Origin of the sequence: Pseudomonas paraversuta, from assembly GCF_904063065.1 — a bacterium.
Classification (GTDB): domain Bacteria; phylum Pseudomonadota; class Gammaproteobacteria; order Pseudomonadales; family Pseudomonadaceae; genus Aquipseudomonas; species Aquipseudomonas paraversuta.
In genome coordinates this window covers 277,505-296,199 of the sequence record NZ_CAJFCL010000005.1, presented here as the reverse complement: position 1 = coordinate 296,199, position 18,695 = coordinate 277,505, and the positions used below count along the sequence as shown (strand labels likewise).

The 18,695-nt window shown below is 56.7% G+C and carries 29 protein-coding genes; 13 read left to right on the top strand and 16 right to left on the bottom strand.

All coding sequences use genetic code 11. The features are described 5' to 3' along the window. Nucleotides 1-14: 14 nt before the first annotated feature. The 15 genes from JQ845_RS12835 to JQ845_RS12765 form a co-directional block, all read right to left on the bottom strand. On the bottom strand, nt 15-1,286 hold the full coding sequence (locus JQ845_RS12835) for a phage portal protein (RefSeq protein ID WP_203009086.1): 1,272 nt from the start codon (nt 1,284-1,286) through the stop codon (nt 15-17). Continuing rightward, complete coding sequence (locus JQ845_RS12830; RefSeq protein ID WP_203009085.1) at nt 1,286-2,959, bottom strand: terminase large subunit; 1,674 nt, start codon at nt 2,957-2,959, stop codon at nt 1,286-1,288. The genes JQ845_RS12835 and JQ845_RS12830 overlap by 1 nt, the downstream gene beginning before the upstream one ends. After that, a complete protein-coding gene (locus JQ845_RS12825; protein ID WP_203009132.1) occupies nt 2,960-3,454 on the bottom strand; it encodes a terminase small subunit in 495 nt (164 codons plus the stop codon). It abuts the gene before it with no gap. A gap of 242 nt (nt 3,455-3,696) precedes the next feature. Continuing rightward, entirely contained in the window at nt 3,697-4,026 is a 330-nt protein-coding gene (locus JQ845_RS12820; protein ID WP_203009084.1) for an HNH endonuclease, read from the bottom strand. Further along, the gene (locus JQ845_RS12815) at nt 4,023-4,220 is read right to left on the bottom strand and encodes a hypothetical protein (RefSeq protein ID WP_203009083.1); all 198 of its coding nucleotides are present in this window, start codon (nt 4,218-4,220) and stop codon (nt 4,023-4,025) included. The genes JQ845_RS12820 and JQ845_RS12815 overlap by 4 nt, the downstream gene beginning before the upstream one ends. Next, nucleotides 4,217-4,507: a hypothetical protein gene (locus tag JQ845_RS12810; RefSeq protein WP_203009082.1), complete on the bottom strand. Its 291-nt coding sequence runs from the start codon at nt 4,505-4,507 to the stop codon at nt 4,217-4,219. Before JQ845_RS12810 ends, JQ845_RS12815 begins: the two co-directional genes overlap by 4 nt. Nucleotides 4,508-4,567: 60 nt before the next feature. Further along, nucleotides 4,568-4,897, bottom strand: coding sequence for a phage holin, lambda family (locus tag JQ845_RS12805; RefSeq protein WP_203009081.1), 330 nt, complete (start codon nt 4,895-4,897; stop codon nt 4,568-4,570). A 175-nt stretch (nt 4,898-5,072) separates the two neighbouring features. Then, entirely contained in the window at nt 5,073-5,324 is a 252-nt protein-coding gene (locus JQ845_RS12800) for a hypothetical protein (protein ID WP_203009080.1), read from the bottom strand. 151 nt (nt 5,325-5,475) lie between these two features. After that, on the bottom strand, nt 5,476-6,039 hold the full coding sequence (locus JQ845_RS12795; RefSeq protein ID WP_203009079.1) for a hypothetical protein: 564 nt from the start codon (nt 6,037-6,039) through the stop codon (nt 5,476-5,478). Further along, the gene (locus tag JQ845_RS12790; RefSeq protein ID WP_203009078.1) at nt 6,039-6,242 is read right to left on the bottom strand and encodes a hypothetical protein; all 204 of its coding nucleotides are present in this window, start codon (nt 6,240-6,242) and stop codon (nt 6,039-6,041) included. Before JQ845_RS12790 ends, JQ845_RS12795 begins: the two co-directional genes overlap by 1 nt. A 2-nt stretch (nt 6,243-6,244) precedes the next feature. Continuing rightward, nucleotides 6,245-7,540, bottom strand: coding sequence for a tyrosine-type recombinase/integrase (locus tag JQ845_RS12785; RefSeq protein WP_203009077.1), 1,296 nt, complete (start codon nt 7,538-7,540; stop codon nt 6,245-6,247). Continuing rightward, complete coding sequence (locus JQ845_RS12780) at nt 7,537-7,746, bottom strand: hypothetical protein (RefSeq protein WP_203009076.1); 210 nt, start codon at nt 7,744-7,746, stop codon at nt 7,537-7,539. The genes JQ845_RS12785 and JQ845_RS12780 overlap by 4 nt, the downstream gene beginning before the upstream one ends. After that, entirely contained in the window at nt 7,739-8,434 is a 696-nt protein-coding gene (locus JQ845_RS12775; RefSeq protein ID WP_203009075.1) for a replication protein P, read from the bottom strand. The genes JQ845_RS12780 and JQ845_RS12775 overlap by 8 nt, the downstream gene beginning before the upstream one ends. Further along, nucleotides 8,431-9,204: a DnaT-like ssDNA-binding domain-containing protein gene (locus tag JQ845_RS12770; protein WP_203009074.1), complete on the bottom strand. Its 774-nt coding sequence runs from the start codon at nt 9,202-9,204 to the stop codon at nt 8,431-8,433. The genes JQ845_RS12775 and JQ845_RS12770 overlap by 4 nt, the downstream gene beginning before the upstream one ends. 257 nt (nt 9,205-9,461) lie before the next feature. Continuing rightward, nucleotides 9,462-9,671, bottom strand: coding sequence for a hypothetical protein (locus tag JQ845_RS12765; protein ID WP_203009073.1), 210 nt, complete (start codon nt 9,669-9,671; stop codon nt 9,462-9,464). Nucleotides 9,672-9,760: 89 nt separating this feature from the next. Between JQ845_RS12765 and JQ845_RS12760 the strand changes: the two genes are divergently transcribed. The 13 genes from JQ845_RS12760 (at nt 9,761) to JQ845_RS12700 (ending at nt 18,255) form a co-directional block, all read left to right on the top strand. Then, nucleotides 9,761-10,438 carry a S24 family peptidase gene (locus JQ845_RS12760; RefSeq protein ID WP_203009072.1) on the top strand — a complete coding sequence of 226 codons (678 nt, stop codon included), beginning with the start codon at nt 9,761-9,763 and terminating at the stop codon, nt 10,436-10,438. Nucleotides 10,439-10,488: 50 nt separating this feature from the next. Continuing rightward, nucleotides 10,489-10,800: a hypothetical protein gene (locus tag JQ845_RS12755; RefSeq protein ID WP_203009071.1), complete on the top strand. Its 312-nt coding sequence runs from the start codon at nt 10,489-10,491 to the stop codon at nt 10,798-10,800. A gap of 171 nt (nt 10,801-10,971) precedes the next feature. Next, nucleotides 10,972-11,589, top strand: coding sequence for a type VI secretion system-associated protein TagO (locus tag JQ845_RS12750; RefSeq protein WP_203009070.1), 618 nt, complete (start codon nt 10,972-10,974; stop codon nt 11,587-11,589). A gap of 325 nt (nt 11,590-11,914) precedes the next feature. Continuing rightward, a complete protein-coding gene (locus tag JQ845_RS12745; protein WP_203009069.1) occupies nt 11,915-12,439 on the top strand; it encodes a hypothetical protein in 525 nt (174 codons plus the stop codon). Between the two features lie 220 nt (nt 12,440-12,659). Then, complete coding sequence (locus JQ845_RS12740) at nt 12,660-13,043, top strand: LuxR C-terminal-related transcriptional regulator (RefSeq protein WP_203009068.1); 384 nt, start codon at nt 12,660-12,662, stop codon at nt 13,041-13,043. 478 nt (nt 13,044-13,521) lie between these two features. Continuing rightward, nucleotides 13,522-13,869: a hypothetical protein gene (locus tag JQ845_RS12735; protein ID WP_203009067.1), complete on the top strand. Its 348-nt coding sequence runs from the start codon at nt 13,522-13,524 to the stop codon at nt 13,867-13,869. 81 nt (nt 13,870-13,950) lie between these two features. Then, nucleotides 13,951-14,199 (top strand): hypothetical protein, encoded by a 249-nt coding sequence (locus JQ845_RS12730; protein WP_203009066.1) that lies wholly within the window; start codon nt 13,951-13,953, stop codon nt 14,197-14,199. A gap of 75 nt (nt 14,200-14,274) precedes the next feature. Further along, nucleotides 14,275-14,886, top strand: coding sequence for an Lcl C-terminal domain-containing protein (locus JQ845_RS12725; protein ID WP_203009065.1), 612 nt, complete (start codon nt 14,275-14,277; stop codon nt 14,884-14,886). Between the two features lie 78 nt (nt 14,887-14,964). After that, on the top strand, nt 14,965-15,582 hold the full coding sequence (locus JQ845_RS12720) for an Lcl C-terminal domain-containing protein (RefSeq protein WP_203009064.1): 618 nt from the start codon (nt 14,965-14,967) through the stop codon (nt 15,580-15,582). A gap of 54 nt (nt 15,583-15,636) precedes the next feature. Continuing rightward, nucleotides 15,637-15,993, top strand: a complete 357-nt coding sequence (locus tag JQ845_RS12715; protein ID WP_153433731.1) for a four helix bundle protein — start codon at nt 15,637-15,639, stop codon at nt 15,991-15,993. Nucleotides 15,994-16,205: 212 nt separating this feature from the next. Next, complete coding sequence (locus JQ845_RS12710; RefSeq protein WP_203009063.1) at nt 16,206-17,372, top strand: RNA-directed DNA polymerase; 1,167 nt, start codon at nt 16,206-16,208, stop codon at nt 17,370-17,372. Between the two features lie 349 nt (nt 17,373-17,721). After that, nucleotides 17,722-17,934, top strand: coding sequence for a hypothetical protein (locus tag JQ845_RS12705; RefSeq protein ID WP_203009062.1), 213 nt, complete (start codon nt 17,722-17,724; stop codon nt 17,932-17,934). Nucleotides 17,935-17,949: 15 nt separating this feature from the next. Beyond that, a complete protein-coding gene (locus JQ845_RS12700) occupies nt 17,950-18,255 on the top strand; it encodes a hypothetical protein (protein WP_203009061.1) in 306 nt (101 codons plus the stop codon). A 185-nt stretch (nt 18,256-18,440) separates the two neighbouring features. Here the strand turns inward: JQ845_RS12700 and JQ845_RS12695 are convergent, their stop codons facing one another. Continuing rightward, entirely contained in the window at nt 18,441-18,683 is a 243-nt protein-coding gene (locus JQ845_RS12695; protein ID WP_203009060.1) for a hypothetical protein, read from the bottom strand. Nucleotides 18,684-18,695 lie beyond the last annotated feature (12 nt).

The following is an 18,695-nucleotide window of genomic DNA, read 5'->3' as shown; positions in this document are numbered from 1 at the left end:
AGTCTCCAGAAAAACTAAACCCCGCTGGGTGCGGGGTTCGTTTTGCCAAGTTGGGTAAGCGGCACGTTCTGAGACTGCCGGGTTGCGACATCGCCGCCAGGGAGTGGCGGCCGGTTACCGACACGTCTGCCCTCGTTCACCGTAAGCAGGCCCGTGTCGATTTGGGTTTTCATGTAATTGGCCCGGGCCGTCGAGTCACCGCTTAACAATCCGTCGCGGTTGTGTTCGGCGTGGATGCGGCCCAAGTCGGCAGGCTTGATCAGCCAGCGCAAAATACTGGTTTCCCAGATTTCGAGATATGGGTCCAAGGTGTACTGCAGGAAACCGAGGTTCTGCTGCTCGATGCCGGAGCCCCAACTGGTGGACTTTTCGACATCGCCCACCAGGTGCGGCGGCACGCCGAAGAACCGGGCCAGTTCGCTGACCTGAAACTTGCGCGCCGCCATGGTTTCGGCGTCCTGCGGGCTGACGCCGATGGCCTGGGTGGTAAACCCCGCCTCCAGCACCCACAGGCGCTTTTTAACCGGCCCGCCGGAGATCTCCTTGAAGTTCTCCTCAAGCTGATCGCGCTGGGCCTTGTTGAGCGTCTTGCCATCGCCGGTCATCAGGATCTGCGGCGACTTCGCACCGTTGGCATAGAAGTCGCGCTGCTGGTCTTCCATCGCCACCGCAACACCGACTGTTTTGGCGCCGAATGCAATCGGGGAAAGCCCCACCAGTCCGTTAAAGCCAAAGCCCTTGAGGTGGAAAATCTCCGACTGCTTGAAGTCGGCGTACTCACTGTCACGGCGGTAGCGGTAAACGATCCGTTTGCCTTCGAGTCGCACGTCCATATTGACTGACATCAGCGGCACCAGGCTGATGATGTCGCCTACGCTGTTGCGCTCGATCAGCGCGTAGGCGTTGCCGTAATAGCAAAGCTGCATGGTCATGGCGGCGCGGAAATCGAAGGCAGTCATAAACTGGTTGGGGCTGTAACGCAGCAGGCGGGACAGCGGGTTATCAAAGCCAACCTTGGAACGGTCCTCACCCTTGGTTTCAAACACATCCAGCGGCAGGCAGGCTGTTACGCTGGAGATGAGGCGCACGCAGGCGAACACGGTCGAGATTTGCAGCGAGCGTTCATCGTTGACGACTGAGTCGCCCACCACGCCGGTGGCGGATACAGGCCCAGTCTGCGAGCCCTTCTCGGGAGAGACCAGGCGCCCACCAACGAAGAAGCTCGCCATACGCGCCCAGAAAGGACTGCGGGTGCGCAGGTCAATGCTGTAGTCGGTGTCTGCCATTACATACTCATTGGTCGATTAAGGAAGTCATCGATGTTTGCCGAGGGCATAGGGTTCATTGACAGCAGCGTCACCGCGTTAAACGTAGCCATCAGCGGATCGATCTTGGCCGAGCCCGACGCCTGCTTGGTGATCAGGATCGAGTTGCCACGTGGCTCGACTTTGGCGTTGCCGCAGCACCAGGCCATCATCGGCTGGCCGCCGTGGATCAAGGTGCCTTCGGCCAGCTTGCGTTCGGCGGTTTTGATCGCACCGCCGAGCTTCCAGCCCTGTGAAATGCCGATGACCTTTTCTTCAGGTACACCGGCTTCGACCAGAGCATCGAGAATCGCGCCGATACCTGCCGGGTCGAGCCCCACCTTGTCCAGCAGGCCGGATTGCTCAACACGGGCGACCAGATTGGCTACCTGCTCGACGTCCTGGCCGATCTGCTCAACCAAAGTGAGATTTTTATCTTTAGCAAAGTCATGGAAGTTGGCCGCCACGGACTGGCGACGGACCAGCACCGAGGGGTGGGCCCAGGCGTGTGTCCACAACAACCACTCGCGAGTTGCTCGGTGCCGGCCGACAGCCGCAAAGCCCAGCAAGTCATCCAGTCCGCCGCCATCGATACCGATATCGATCACTTCGCACTGGCGCAGCAGGTCATCGAAGCTCAACCCCGGGCGCTTGCCCTGCACTTCCCAAAAGTCGGCACCGGCCCAGCGTTCGGACAGCAGCGCCAAACCGACTTCAATATTGGCGTGCTTAGCCAGAAAGCCGCGCAGCTCTTCTTCACCCGCTTCCTGCGCCATTTTGAAGCTGCGCAGCAGGAAGGCTTCGTCCACCGAGAACCCCATGTTCGGGTTAACCAGGTGGAAGTTTTCGACCAGACGGGCTTCGCCGCTTTTGATCATCGCCTGCGGAAACTCGTAAATCACCGGCAGGAACTGGTTGTCATCGATACGCCCGTCGCGCACAGCCCGGGAGTACTTGAGCTTTTCGCGGAACACACCGGCAGGCGGCTCGTTGGACTGCGTGGTCAGCCAGATCACAAAGCCTTCAGGCCGTGACGCCAGACCGCCCGTAGCTTCGCGGATGATGTCCGGAGCCTTGACGCTCTTGCCGAACAGCCAGGCTTCGTCGATCAGCACGCCCACGGCCTTTTTGCCGCCCACCGTGTCGCCATCGGCGGCCACCACCTTGAGCGTGGCGCCGGTCTCTCGGTGGGTGATGGTGCGCAAGTGCGGCTGGACGTGCATCAGGTGGCGCAACTCTTCGTCGTGCTTAACCATATCGGCCGCAGGTTTGAACGAGTTGTCGGCAATTTCCTTGGTCGGGGCCAAGATGATGAACTCGGCCGACATGCGCCAATTGCGGATCAGCGCGGTGAGCATGATCCCGGCAGCAATGGTCGACTTGGAATTCTTCTTCGGGATACACAACATGTATTCCGAGATCATCCGGCGCCCGGTGGTGTAGTCGTAGGCGCCAAAGATCGCCCCGGCGAAGTCGAACACCCACTCGGCGCAAGACTCGCCAATGGTCGGGCTCCCCGGGGCGTCCACGATCTTCAGTTCGCGCAACACCGCCAGACCGGCTTCGGCCTCCTGCGGAAACAATGGGCGCGGGATAATCGACTGCCCCAGGCGCAGTTTCTGCTCCCAATCCGGGCAGGCGGTCGTCCATTGCATTTACTTGACCGCCTTCAATGGGGGTGGGCTTGAGCCAAAGCGCCCTGCCCCGGCAACCTTCGCCGCATTTTCGCGCTCGGTCTTTTTGCCGGTCTCGCCTTTGCGCGGGTGCATAAAGGGCATCAGCGCCTTGGCAGCATCGACCCGCAGCTTTGCCTCGGCTTCATGGTCATTCATGGCAGCCAGCAGGAACGCTTTCGGGTCGGAGAATGACAAGGCCCTGTTCAAATCGAAGCCGGGGCCGTCATCGGGGTCAGTTGCTTGTGGCGCATCAACAGGCGGTTGTTGCGCTGCTGGAGCTTTAACAATTTTGTTAGCTTTTTTGTTAAAGGTGGTCCCGGCCATTGCAGCCATGACGTAAGGGTCTTTTGCCAACCGTGATCCGGCAGCCGATGCGCTGGATGCCGCGTAGCCTGCGGCTATGGCTGCGTCCTTGTTTGAGGCACCGCCCCGCAAAGCGTCGACGAATGCCCGCTTCTTGGGTGTTAAAGCCATTAACAAAAATTCCTGAAAAGGGGAAAAAATGTGCGCGTGCGGGGATGGGTGGTCTAGGAGCAAAAGGCCTCTGGAGTTTTACCCTCCCCCCTCCGGCAAATGAGAAATATTCTCACTAAATCAAACAAGAATCATTCTCAAACTTATAAATAAGAATTAGTTGCAACAACTCTATTGATCAATATTCTTATCTGCATATTTGTGACCGAAACGGACAATAAAAATTGACATTGCAAGGCCGTTCAACCTGCTGATTCCTCACGCTTTTTGACGATATCGTGGCAAGGTCTGCACAGCGACTGCCAGTTGGTACGATCCCAAAACAGCGTCATGTCCCCACGGTGCGGGATGACGTGGTCGACCACGCTGGCCGCTGTCACCCGATCATCACGCTGGCAGTAGACACATAGAGGGTGAGCGTTGAGGTGCACCAGCCGCGCCTGTTGCCATGCGTAACCGTAACCGCGCTGTGTCGAGGTGGCCTTGTCATTACGCCATGACCCAGGCACTGCGGTTGCGATGCGATTGGCTTGGGGTTGTAGTCGTGTGGTCAGTGTCTTGAGGCGGCTCATGCTGGATGGCGCGGCGCGCCGCTCATGTAAGTCGGTGGCGCTGACTCTGGGTCCGAGTCAATCCCCTCCTCGGCCAAGGCTGTGATCAACTGGGTCTGCTGGGTCGCTATCCGTTGGAGGATCGCTGTCTGCTTGATCTGTTCGGCCAGTACCTGGCTTAGCAGGTCAGCCAAGGAGTTCTGCTGCTCGCTCATTCCTCTACCCTTGCGTAAGTACGCGACTGCGCCTTAATGTCAGTGATATCCACCACCACAATCTCAGCCTCGGCATTCACTGGCTGGATGATCTCAGGCAGCACGGTGATGATTACCTTCCACGCACCACCTGCTTTGGCCTTCAGTTCAACCGAATGCACTCGGGCCAGCTCGCTACCATCACTCAGCATCACCTTCGTACCCTGGGCCATCTGGATGCTTCCCGGGCTCTGGCTCGGCGGTGGCAGGATCGTCACCACGCTTAAAGAGTTCTTTGGCTCGCTCATATGCAATCGCCTTCCACTTGTTGAGTTGTTCACGCCGGGCGGCGCATCCGTTGCAGGCCATCACTCGGACCGCTTTGGCAGCTTGAAGTCAGCGAATCGATCAGCCAGGTCGGCGATCTTCTTCACACCCAAGAAACCAATCCAGATGCCTGCCGGTGTAGCCAGACTGGACGGCAGACCGAAGTACTCCAGCACCGCGATCAGGCTGGTGGTGAGCAACATGCAGATGGTGGCTTCGAGCATCGCCTGCCGCCGAGTGCCGCCGCCATAGATGATCCGCAGCGCCGCCATTACAAAGGACAGCGTGGCGGCATAGATCGTCGGCGAGTGCTGACTCAGCCACGCGAGCGCTATCACCCAGGTGTCTGGCTTATCAGGCATATGAGGCATCCGATGTCCTCCCGAGCTGGGAGCAGAATAGGTTCGGACCCGACAGCACCCCCAGCTTGAGGCGATGGGTGTGGCGGGGCCGAAAACGAAAAAGCCCCGATCAGTGTCGGGGCTTTGTGAACTGTAGAAAGTAAAAGCCCAGCGTATTGGCTGGGCAATTTAAAAGCAGCAATCGTTATCGGTCGATACGCACCTTGTAATGCGCACCTTGGATTATGGCGGAGACAGGCGAAGGCCAAAAGACTTTACTCAAACCCAGCTGCAAGCCTTCACAGACCAACTGAGCCTGGTCGGGATTATCATCTTCAAGCGGAAAAGAAATTTCGAAAGGTAAATTACTGAGAGGTAACTCGGCGAACTCACTTTTCGCCATTCTTTCCATAGCGCTAATCATCTTGGTGATTAATCCTTGCGTTTCCGTATCCATCGGGCCTTCCTCCTATTCGAAGCTAAAGGATGCCTCAGCCGCCTTTAACACGCAAAAAAGCCCTACTTTAGGACAGGGCTTTAGCTTGTAAATTCTCATAACGCGCAAGATCGACATGATGGGGCTAATTTACGGCCAGTCGGCCAGTCAGTCAAGCAGCATCAAGAAAGATTTCTTCGCGGTCGAAGATCTCTGTGGCGTGTATCACTGCCGCCTCCTCAAGGGACTCAAGCCGATGATGAATACCGGAGCGCCATCGATTCCGTGTGCGCTCAGGTGATGCCTCTGGATCCCAGGTGTTCATGTCGTAGAACTCAGCAGGCAGCACGATCATATCCGTGGATCGCTTCCTGTCCTGCACCCCACGCAGCTTGGGAATTGCCCATGCAGTCACCGCTTTATAGATGAACAGTTGCGGGGCTGGAGATGTGATGCGCGGGACAAGGCGCCCTATCGCACCGACCTTATTGGCCTTGTGCGTCGAGTACTTAGCCACCAGCACATCCCACTGAGCCGGGGCCAGCTCACGGTGCAGCAGTGCATACAGGCAGCAGTCATAGTCGAACTTGTCCCGCACCGAGATACCCGCACCCTGCCCTCCTGAGCGCAACTCGGCATCGATGAGTTTCTGCCAGCTCTGCTTGGTTGAGTTGTCGATGTTGTCTGCTGCCAGCACGCGCACCAGGGTGCCCATCACGTCTTTATAAATACCCATCACATAGCCTCCAGTAGCTGCTTATGGAGGGCGCGAACATCATCCCCATCGGAACAATGCGCCGTGTCCCTAACCCGATACTTGTCGCCGGAGATCATCCTCACCTCAAGCACCGAGTAGCCGTTGCTTTTATGAATGGACATAGAGCTGACATCGTCAGGATTGACGGCGAGGCCGCTGTGCTTCTCCAGCAGAATCATCATTTTTAATCCTCACCTATGGTTGTTTTCTGAATAGCGCTGCACGCCTTGCTGTTCGCGGCTTCTAGCGCATTACCGGATTCTCCGAATCTAACGCCTGTCTGCCCGTGGATCAGGTTGAAACCCTTCTGATCTAGATGGGCGTGCCACTTCTCCAGAGCGTCACGCTTGCGGCTCATCACGTCCGACTGGATGTACACCTTCACGTTGTGACCCATCGCGTGGTTGATCAGCAGTTCACCGATAAGGTGGTCGATGCCAATGTCTGCCCAGCCTGTACGGGCTACTTTGCGTAGGTCATGGCTGGTCCACTCGCCCTTACCCAAGCGGGCGAACACGGCACTGGCCTGCCCCTCGCTCAAGGCCTTGCCATTGCGCACCGGGAACAGGTACTGGCCGTCATAGCCGCGGGCGGTTTGTGTTTCGCGGTACTGGATCAACAAAGCGCGCACCTGCTCAGTCAGCGGGAGGTGATGCTCCACGCCGGTCTTGGTGTGCTCGGCCGGAATGAACCACTCGCGCTCGGCCAGGCTGATATGAGACCAACGTGCTTGGCGGGTCTCCCCTATTCGCGTGCCGTGACACAGCATCATCAGGGCCAGCATGGCGTCAGCCGGATCGCTGGAGCTGACCAGTTCCAGTTCGCCCAGCAGATCCTGCAACTGCACACCACGCAGGCGCGACGGCTTGATCCCAACCTTGGCCTTGGAGAAGTCACTGAACTTGATGCCCGCCATTGGATTGGACGTGATCAGCCCCAGCTTCAACGCCTGACGGAATGCCAGGGCCAGTAACTGGAACGCCAGGCGCACGTAATCGATTGATAGGGTTTCTTGCAATGGCCACATGAACAGGTTGTCGAGAGACGCCTTGTTTACTTCCACCAGCGGCAAGTCACCCAGGCGCGGCAGCAGGTGGCACTTCATGGCCGAGGCGCCGGTGTTCTTGCGCTTGGCCGACAGGCTTCTGTCACGGGCCATACGGTCGGCGTACCAGTTGAGCAGCTCGCCCGTGGTAGCCCATTGCGAAATGGTCGAGCCAGCATCAGCCGACACACGCAGGCGCACAGACGGCAGCGCGGCCAGAACCTGCTTGGCACTCAAGTCCGGGAAGGCGCCGATACGGTGCCAGCGGCGTTTGTTCAGCAAGTACCAAGAGCCACGGGTGCGGTTCTTGGAAAAGCGAAAGTGCAGCGCCGGGTGGCCGGCATCCCGCAAGTCGCGCACATGCTCGAGCTTCGCATTGCGGCCAATCTCGGCGTCGGACAGTTTCACGGTCAGAGTTTTGATTTTGGTGTTCATTGCCCCTCCCCCACAGGTGATTGCAGATCCACCACTTCAAAGGTGCTGGGCCACATCAGCCCGCCGAAGCGCTTTGCTGCGCTTTCATGCTCAAACAAGGCCACAGCCCGGTCTGGCTTGTAGCTCAGGTCGAGCTTGTACGAGCAGCAGTGAACGGCCCAGCGGTAAGCGCTCAGCTCCACCGGAGCCAGGTGAGGGTTAGACATGTGCAGCACCTCCAGAACGCATGGCACGAAGTGCCGCCAAGGCCTTGTTGCCCACTTCTGGCGCACTACGCTCAATAGCGCGTGGTGGCAAAGCCAGCGGCATTTTCTGCAACGGCAGGCCCGCCAGAATGCGGCGTACCGTGATCGTGTAGTTGCGCTCAAACAGTTTGATGCTCAGGTCGTGGGACAGTCGGTTGAGATTTTCAAACCCGCACTCCTTGGCCGTGTGCCACACCGCGTCATGGGTCCACTTTGCCTGGCCGGCCATCGATGGGTGTGCGTTCCGACAAGCCTCCCGGTGGGCCGCAGTCAACCTTGGCAAGCCGAGCATTTCGGCTGTCGGCGTACACCAGCCGATGAACACACCCACGTTCGGCACAAAGTCCTTGGCGGCTTGGCGCGCCTGCATCAGGCCGAAGCGCAGTTGCTCTGTGCTACAGATGCCCGCCTCAAGGAAACCCAGCATCCACTGCTGCTTGGCCGCTTTGTAGGTCGCCATATCCGGCCATGCCTGCTTCCACGCCGGGAAGATCGAGCGCAGCTCGCGGAACAGGCCGTTGATAACCTTGGCCGTGGCTTGGGACAGCTCTGCGGCTGGCTGGATGTTTTCGTTTTCACCGGCAGCGATAAATTGGCCGGTCTGCACCTTGGCCCACAGGCCAGTGGCGATTACTGAAACTTGATTCATTGGGTAGCCTCCTGAGGCAGCCAGTCGGTATCTTCGTCGTCAAAGGATTCGTCAGTACGTGGCTTGCCCGGGAAGCGGCTGACGTTGGTTCCGGCGGTCTTAACCTGATCACGCTGCACCCACTTGACCAGCATGCTCACCCACTCGGCCTGGGTGTTGATCACACCCTTCGGCTCGTAGTGGCAGGTGAACAGGGCAATCACAGCTGGTGTGAACAGGGCGCCGGACAGTCCAACGTGAACGGCATAGGTTTTTAGGGTTTCTGGATCAGGCAACCAGTCCAGGGTCATGGCGACCATTTCGCGTGGGTCGAACGATTCGTGCGCGTTGAGTGGGTTTTCTCCCTTCCCTTCCCCTTCCCTTCCGGGGGGGAGGGCTCGTCTAGGCTCTTGCGATTCCTCGACGAGGGCTCGACGAGCACTCTCAGAATCTGAATCGAGAGTGAGCCGAAATGAAGGGTGTTTGATCGTAGGTCTGTCGATCTTTTGATGCTTCCAGCCGTTGACGTGCAGGTACTCTTTCCCCGACACCTCGTAGAGCGCGATCAGGTCATTGCTCGACAGTTCACCAAGCAGCTCGCCGACCTTCGCAGAAGTGATGTCGTCACCTGGAAACACCAGTGCCTTCAGGGTCTTGGCCGACATGGGATGGTTGCCCGCGTCGTCGCAGAAATTCCAAACACCGATAAACAACAGGCGCGCCAAAGGACTGCATTCCATGACCTGTTCACTGGTCCAAAATTCGGGTTTTATCGTGCGGATGCGGGCCATTACACGGCCTCCTGTGCGGTGGTCGTGACAAATACGGGTGAAAGGCGAGGTATCACGTAAGCGGTATTGCGTGATGAAAAAATGGTGCACATAATGGCCCCCGAAATAAGTTGTGAAGAAGCCGGTCTAGCCACCGGCTTTTTTTTGCCTGCGATTTCGCTACTGGATGGATTAACAGCTAATCCGAGGTGCTACCGATTCACTGGAAGCGAGGTGATAATTTGCGTCTCAAATAGATCCTTGCTGCGGGACATGAGTTACGCGGCGGTTTTCTTAGCTTCGTGCGACGGGTCATCAGTGCGACGTGCGGTAAGCTCTCCTTTCGACTCTTTCTCCAGTACGCACTGCATCGGATATGAGAAACCGCCTGCCGAGCGGCACTGCGAAACACGCCCCCCACTCACGCCAAGGACTTCTCCGATGGATCGGCCGGAGCCGAAAAACTTCAGGGCTTGGTCGTAGGTCATTAATCAACTCTCCTGTCTTAGCGTGAGTTTAGAAAAATTAACAACGCAAGGCAAGTTATCTAAACTGAACAGTGTTTAGAATTCTAAATATGAAATTTAAAGATCGAATGAAGACGCGCATGGATACCCTAGGTATCCGTGCCACGGACATAAGTGAGCGCCTGAAGGTCTCCAGGGCTACTGTTTCGTTCTGGATGAACGGGACGAATGGCGCAAAAGGGAAAAATTTGTTGGCATTGGCAGAGATGCTTGAGTGCCAGCCTAATTGGCTCGAGACCGGTAAAGGTCCAATGTCCAGAAGCGCTCAAGATCAGTCAAACAGATCTCCCAGTGAGAAGGATTACGCCCTCATCCCGCAATTCAGCGCAAAAGCTGACTGTGGCGCTGGGTACTTGAATGAGCATGTCGAGCTTACCGAAGGCCTTGCATTCAAACGGGACTGGCTCAAGCGCATTAATGCCAAGCCGGAAAACTTGTATATCATCTATGCTAGCGGCGACAGCATGGAGCCTTACATCTTTGAGGGTGACGTGGTGCTGTTCGATACGTCGCAGACCGAACCTAAAGACAAGCAGGTGTACGTCATAAGGCGGCCCGACGGCGGCAACAGCATCAAGCGTTTGACGCAGCAGCTGTCTGGCGCCTGGGTAATTAGAAGCGACAATCCTGACAAAAACTCCAATCCTGACGAGCTTGCTTCCGAAGAATCCATTCACGGCATGCCAATTCTAGGTCGTGTCATATGGCGTGGTGGCGGTGTTGGGTGAGCACCAGCCGTGACTGCAGCCCCAAAACTCTTTCCTGGAAATTGAACCCCATGCGAAAACTCATAGTTGCCGGCCTGATCGTCATCATCGCAATTGCTGTCTACACGCAAATCACCCTGTTTGTAGTTCCACCGATAGGTGCAGTACCGGAAGGTCGCACTGTGATAATGCTTCGGCTGAACAAGACTAATTTTGTCGATAGCCCAGACGCTATTTGTGAGCGCATCCAAGGCGGCGTGAGCCTTCTTTGTCGGGGAATGGCGATGGCTGGGGTCGTTAAGAACACAAAAATTATTGCTCGTCTTCCTTATTCCGAATGGCTTTACCTGATCTCAACGGACGGCAAGCGGTACGACTTCTAGATCGATTCAAAGCATTCAATACAACCTCTCACCCCGCGGCCAAACCGCATGCCTCCCACAGGCAGGATTTTTTGTGGCTGCGAGTTTGTTGGCCATCCGATACGCCCGCCCCCAATGGTGGCCGGGCGCCATTAGTGATAGAGTTCAGGCTAATTTTTTGAGGGCTCCATCTTGAAAATTGCTATGTATTCCATCGCTCTTTCGACTGCCTTTGCTCTATCCACTAATGCAAATGCCGAGATTGCTGAGAAAGAAGTGATTCAATGCGCCGCATTAGAGAACAGCGTTGAGAGACTATCTTGCTATGACGTTCTAGCAGATAGAAAGGGCTTGTCGAAGCAAACCACAATCACGCAATCAATTGGCAAAGGAAAGTGGAGCACGTCTACCACAACAGACCCTCTGACCGATCAGTCGATCTACGTAGCATTGCTCGACGCCGACAGTGGGTCAGGCAGGTACGGTGGGCGCGTTGGCATGGTAGTGCGCTGCTCGAAGAACACTACCGAATGGTATGTAAACTGGAATTCATTTCTCGGGACTGAGACGACAACTGTTACGCACCGGGTTGGCAAATCAAAGGCCCAGCGGAAATCATGGGTTGTCTCGACGGACCACAAATCTTCGTTCTATCCTGGATCTCCCGTACCGATCCTGAAAGAGATGATGAAAAGCGACTCGCTTGTGGCAAATGTTACGCCTTACAGCGAAAGCCCGCTGACCGCTTCGTTCAACACCTCCGGCGCCGAAGCTGCACTCGCCGACATTCGCAAAGGTTGCGGCTGGTAGCCTTACTTCTGTTCAGCACAGCCCGCCACTGAGCGGGCTTTTTTACGACTCCGAAATCTCTCATTCATCGAAATGTTAAGTTTTCTAAATTAACCTCTTGACGTTTTTTGTTAAGTTTTCTAAATTACATCCATCGCAGCAACACACCGCAGCGACCCGCTCTTTAACAACCAGAAGACGTACCCCGGCTGCGGCCAGGGGAACAGTACGCAACACAGCCTGCTTCCGTGATCGGGAATCGACACGCAAGGTTTGCTGAGAAACACCCGCAGATTTACTGATGCCGCTTCTATGAGGCGGCATTGGAAATCAACGGAGGTGAGAAATGGCCTACTACAAGACAAGCGATGCCGGAGTTCTGGCGGCTTGGAAGAAGTACAGAGAAGAGGCGGATCGCTTGCAGGTGTTAGGCAATGAGTTCGCCAAGCGCTACGAAGGTGCATCCCCTCTTTTCTCTACCAGCTTTCACAGCGGTCGTCGCTTCTTCGGTTTGAAGTTCAAGCCTGAGATGCCTCAGCCGCTATGGACCAAGCCCGACCCAAAAGCAGAAGGGTCGCAGTTTCCGCGATCAAGCCTGCCGCCTGGCTCAAAGGGTGACGAACGTAAAGCGCTGAAGATCGAGCTCACCAAGCTTCGCGAAGACTTCAACGAGCATAAGCCTAAGGGAGAAGCTGATATGCAGCCATTCCTTGACTCTATGGGACTTGGCGGCGGCGCACTCCTCTTCGCCAGCTACAAGCATATCGCCAAGGATGACTGCCTGTATGTCAGCACATCGGCCAAACCTTCGAGCGTGATGACGGAAATTCTCGGAAGCGAGTTTGAAGCTGCCGAGAACGCAGACAAATAACACAGCGCCTGCACCGTTGCCCACCCAAAACCTACCACGGAGCTCCCCATGGGATGGCTACCAATCACCTCCATCAGCATTGTCATTTTGCTTCTGGTTTGTGTGGCTGTTCCGGTGTGGGGTTTTGTACGGCGCGTGGAAGCGTGTGAGGAGTGATTGGACCTTCACGGGCACTTTCACTGCCGCACCCGGCGCAGCAGGAAAACTACCGAGTTAAAAAATGGAATCGACAATCGTAAATGGCGCATGGAAAGGCCACCTCGGCCGAGGCCTTGCGCCACGGGAACTGCAATTCGTTCTTTCAGTTGCCCAAGGACTTACGGCCAAAGAAATCGCCAAGGCATTCGACATTGCAAAATGCACTGTCGATAAGAGCCTCCAGAGGGCCATGGATAAGCTTTGCGTTCCTCGCCGAGCAGCGCTCGTTGCTGAGGCAGCCCGCCGACAAATCATCACCCCGCTCTGCTTGCTGCTCATCGCCGTGATGACAATGCAAGGTCTTGACGACAGCGGCATTGCTCGCCGTGATCGCCGGCCTTCAGAGCGCCGAGGCGGCGAACTGAGAATGACGCGCCGCGCTGACTCTTTTGATCTGGTCGGTTAACCCGAATCAACCAGCGCCACGACAGCCTGCCGCTAACTGCCCGAGCTCCTGGTACTCCCCAGCACCAGGACGCATCGGTCTGACCTTCGGCTTCCCGGCCTGAGCACAGACCGATGCGGACGCCAAACCAGCAGACGCTGGACACCTGCAGCTTCGCAGACGAGTCCGAGGGCGAATATCGCCAGACTTGACGCATTCCGGGAAGCGCCGGACGTCTTGCGCAAAATTCAACGGTGGTCACTGCCAATCCAGTGAACGTGCGAAAGGGAGGTCTCAATCATGAAAACCTAAACAGTGATGGGGGCGCCCATACAGCCTGGCTCTCACATACGGCGGCGTTTGTGGAGCTCACACGGCCCAGTTTCGACTGGGCTTTTTTTGCCTGCTGTTACCCGTCAGCACTCCATTACGCGCCCACCGGCAAGCCACGTAATGCATGAGTGCTGACGAATAACCGTAACCCTGTCGAGGATCAACCATGCACCCATCATTCGCCCAGCGCGTCACTGCCCTCGAAGGGTTGCGCGCACGTACACGCCAAGCTACAGCTGAGTTTTACCAAAAGCCAGGCGTCATGGCCCCGCCACTGGCGCCGATCTTCATAGTCAAACCTAGTGGCAACAACACCTTCGAAGTGATCGAGCGATCCACTGGCAAGATTATTGCCGAGCGTTTCGGCCACAACAATGCCACCGGCCACGCTCGTGTTCTTGAAGCCGAAGCCAAACAGTTCAACGTCAAGTTATTCGGGCGTTTTATGCGGAACTGGACATTGCGCATCAGCGCGATACTGGCCGCCTTCGTCTTCTTCGGCAGTCACCTGTGAGGCGCGTCACCACCTCCATGCTTCGACGACTTCGTCAAATCCAACACCACCTGCCGCCAAGCGGACTTGAAGGGGCAAGCCATGGCCAAAACTGCAACCGAACGGAAGCGCGAGCAGCGCGTACGGGACAAATTGAGTTCGCAGGAAAAAGAAGCGGCCCTGCTGTCACGAAAGATTGTCACGGCGCTCTATCACAACGATGACGCCGCGCTGAAGCGAACGATGGCCCGCACCGGAATTGGTGAAGAGCAGGATCTGATATCCCGATTCATTCGCGGAGCCGATCGCATGACCGACGAGCAACTGGCGGATCATGTTCGCATTGCGTGACATACCGCCGTGACACAAACCCACCCTACTCGCTGCATCCGATCACGGAGGGCGGCGCCATCCCGAGGTAAACCCATGAAACCCGAAATGATCACCCTCAAGCACGGCGACACCACGATCAAGATGCCCGCCGCATCGCTGGCAAAACTGGCCGTGGCAAGCGTCTTCGCTCAGGTGCTGCCACCCGCCGCCAATGTGCAGCCGGCGTGCCCACATTCAGTCCCCGAGCTTGGAGCGGTCTGGCCGGGTCAAGGCGGCTTCAACGGCGGCCTGATAGCAGCGCGGGGCGATGTTCCCGAGCACTACCTGATCATTGCCTCGATAGACGTTGGTGACCATGAATGGGGCGGCCGTGGAATCGAAGTCAAAGGCCTCAGCAAGACTGACGGCTACACCAACACCCAGGTGCTGTGCGGCAACGAAGACGAAAGAAAGTACCCCGCTGCTGATGCTTGTGCCGAGTATCAAGCAGATGGACACCATGACTTCTACCTGCCCGCCTGCGCCGAGCTGTACCACTGCTGGGTGAACGTGCCGGACCTGTTCGCCAAGGACACCTGGTACTGGTCGAGCACGCAGCGCTCCGCCAACGGCGCATTCACCATGAACTTCGTTGCTGGCAATCAGGTCAGCTACGGCAAGAGCTTCGAGCTCCGTGTCCGCCCCGTCCGCAGATTGTTTATTTAATCCTTCAATAATTCGTTCTTGATCCGGCACCGGGGCGCATAAGCGCCTTTTTTGTTGCCTTCGAAAAGAGGAAAGACCATGTCCGCAACAGCTCAAGCATTGCCTGTAGTCACCATCCCGGCAATCGGCCAGGCCTTCGGTGGCGGCTTTGTCACGGGGGTAACCGTCGAGAACGGGCGTCGTTATCTGAATATCACCGCCAGTGCCGATCACGAACTGAAAGGCACCTGGGGTGCTCGCGGCGTGCTCATTGAGGGTGCCGGCAGCTTTACCGATAGCCGCAGCAACACCGAATCAATGGCCGCTGCTGGCAGCGAGCTGGCTCAGAAGGTGCTGGCCCTTGAGATTGACGGCTTCACTGACTGGGCAATTCCAGCCCGCGACGTGCAGGAGCTGCAGTACCGTCACCTCAAGCCAACGACCGAGGAAAACTATTGCTGGGGTCGTGATGGTGACAACCCCAACAGCCTGCCTATCGGCCAGCTGTACACCGCTGAATCTCCGGCTCAGACGGCGTTCCCGGCATTCCAGGACGATGGCGAAGAAGCCTTCAGCGGCTCCTGGTACTGGTCGAGCACGCAGCGCTCCGCCAACAACGCATTCAGCATGTACTTCGGTGATGGCTTTCAGTACTACGACGGCATGGACTACGAGCTCCGTGTCCGCCCCGTCCGCAGAGAGCTGATCATTGATTAATTCGTTTATTTAATCCGGCCGCTTGCGGCCGGTTGCTGTTAGGAATCGCTGCCCATGGCAATGCACACGGACTTGAAGATTTACAAGGTGTCGATGGACTTGCTCAGCCTCGCAACCAGCCTCACCCGCAACATCCCGCGAGACTTAAAGCTATCCCTCAGCAAGCGCGTTATCGACGAGTGCATCGATGTGTTGATGCTGATTGCCCGAGCCAACGCGTCCAAGGACAAGCACCCTCACCTGACCTTGCTGGTCGAGAAGGTCCAGGTGATTGAGTTCCTGATGCGATTGTTCAAAGAGAACCGCTTTATCAGCATTCCTCAGCACGCCAAGGCCATCGAGGTGACCACTTCGATTGGCAAGCAAGCGAACGCTTGGAAACGCTACACCCCAACCGCGCCCGCCACCTGAGAGTTACGGCTTTCAGGTCTGAGCGATTATGAATCTGGTCGTGCCGCTGACCTTCGGGTCACCGCCATGCGCATCAGAGACACCGCCGGTCTAAAGCGTCCGGGCTGGTCTCGCGCAGTTTCCTCGCTGATCGGCACTGCCTTCGGCTTGGCGACGTAGATAGCACGATAGGTCGCAGCGCTCCGCCAACAACGCATTCAACATGAACTTCGATGATGGCAATCAGAACAACAACGACAAGAACAACGAGCTCCGTGTCCGCCCCGTCCGCAGATTCGACTGTTGGTCCCTACCAGTTTCAGGATCTGGTGCAGGCCTATTACGATTGTCGGCGCTCGAAGCGAAACAGCGACAGCGCTCTGGCGTTCGAAATGGATCTGGAACAGAACCTGGTCCAGCTACACGACGACCTGATGTCTGGCACTTACCAGCCAGGCCGCTCGATATGCTTTGTGGTCACCCGACCGAAAGCCCGCGAAGTATGGGCAGCGGCCTTTCGGGATCGGGTCGTCCACCACTTGCTCTACAACCACGTAGCCCCACGCTTCTATGCCAGCTTCATAGCCGACAGCTGCGCCTGCATCCCGGGCCGAGGCACCCTATACGCCGCAATGCGCCTTGAATCGAAGATCAGGAGCGCCAGTGAGAACTGGTCGAAGCCAGTCTTTTATCTCAAGTGCGACTTGGCCAACTTCTTCGTAGCCATCGACAAGCAGGTGCTGCGCCTGCAACTGGCCGCAAAGATCACTGAACCTTGGTGGCTTGCTCTCGCGGAGCAGATCCTGATGCACGACCCGCGTAGAGACTTTGAAACCAGAAGCCCCCGCCATCTGTTTGGCCGGGTGCCGCAACACAAGCGACTCACTGCCCAACCTGCTCACCTTGGGCTACCCATTGGCAACCTGTCGTCGCAGTTCTTCGCCAACGTCTACCTGGACGCGCTTGATCAGTTCGCCAAACACCGCTTGAGGGCCAAGCATTACATCCGTTACGTCGATGACTTTGTGTTCTTGCATGAGTCACCGCAGCAGCTCAATGCCTGGCACGCAGAGGTCGAAGTATTCCTGCAGACGCTGGGTGCCAGACTGAACCCGACCAAAACCATCCTGCAGCCGGTTGATCGCGGTGTCGACTTCGTTGGGCATGTGATCAAGCCGTGGCGGCGCACCACCCGCAAGCGGGCTCTGAGCCAGGCACTCAAGCGAACGGCCGCAGCGCCCGCCGATGATCTACGCGAGACAGCCAACAGTTACTTCGGGTTGCTCAGTCAAGCCAGTCACAGCGAGAAAGACCGGGCCGCACTGGCCCGGGTCGTGCTCAAGCGCGGTCACGCCGTCAACGGCAAGATGACCAAGGCATACCTAAAATGCGGGGCTTAAGGCCTCATACCATCAATCATTTCTCTTGCGTCAGCTCTGATGTCTTCGATGGCCTCGTTTTTGTCATCCCAAGACTTATCGTCGTACGGCCGAGATGGAAGCCCTACAACTTCAAGTCTGGCAGTGTACTTATTCCCATAAGACTTTAGGCGAATCGTAAATTTAACCCCCTTGTAAGCATCTCCAAAGCTTGAAACAGGTAGCGCATCTGACCGAAGCATTGACTCCTCCTTGTTCCGACCTCATGCCGGGCCGTATAGAAATACCCCACTTAAGCAAATCACACCAGATCAGGCTTACCCCTACATGTACGCTCGCGAGAGCAGGGGCATCAATATCAGGAGGGCTCATGAACAAACAATCAATTTCACTTGCTCGAGTCGCCATGGTCAACGGCCTGCAATGGCAGCTCTACCCTGTCGACTTCAAGACTGAAGAAGGCACCTTCAGCGTTTACCTCTACGCCATCAACCGCGAACACGCTGCAGCGATCCTGCTGGAGCTGAAAGAAACCGCCGTCTTGCGCGATGGCGACCTTGTGGGCATCACCCGCAACGATTAATCCCGAGGCAACCCAATGAACTCAATCGCACAGCGGGCGCTTGATCGTGCCCGCGAAATACCTGCTGCCGAAGTAATCGCCCCTGCTCAAGCAGCAATAACGCTGCCTGAGATAGTGATCACCGGCCCAGTCAATCGCGTCATGCAGCTTGAGGGTCAGCGCTTCGCCGTGGATGTTGTGAAGTCGCTCGGTTCTTCAATCAGCAACCCGCTGGTGATTGCCAGCACCATCAGGAATCTGACAGCAACGGCTACAGCCTCGCCATCGAGCTATGCCAGTGGCATCAAGCAGGTAACTGACCTGCTAAGGGAGGAGCTATGACCGCCCTCCGCCGAACCGTAAAGATCCGCGGCGCACCCATGCAGGCGCTGGACCTGCAAACGATCTGTGACAAGTGCGACAAATCACGCGCCCACGGAAACCACACTAAGTGCAGCAAGTTGCGCCAGGCTGAAGCGGCTGAGCGGCGCTTACAAAAATAGCTCTAGTCAGAAAAGGATATCAACTCATTCTAACTGGCTATCAATGTGTCTCGTGGCTGCTGCCAATGCTGCTGCTAGCGCGCTTTGATAATCAGGCCAGTCACTTTCCAATTCTGCTGCCGTAATGCCGAATCCCGAAATCTCACTTGCCTCAACAATATGCACAGCGGCAGGAGAGCGGTCATTCGGCTTAAGCCAATAGAACCTTAAGTAAACGACGTAGCCTCGATAAGTGTGAGTTAGCGATGCCTGTTTTTCGTATTGCATAGAACCGCATGC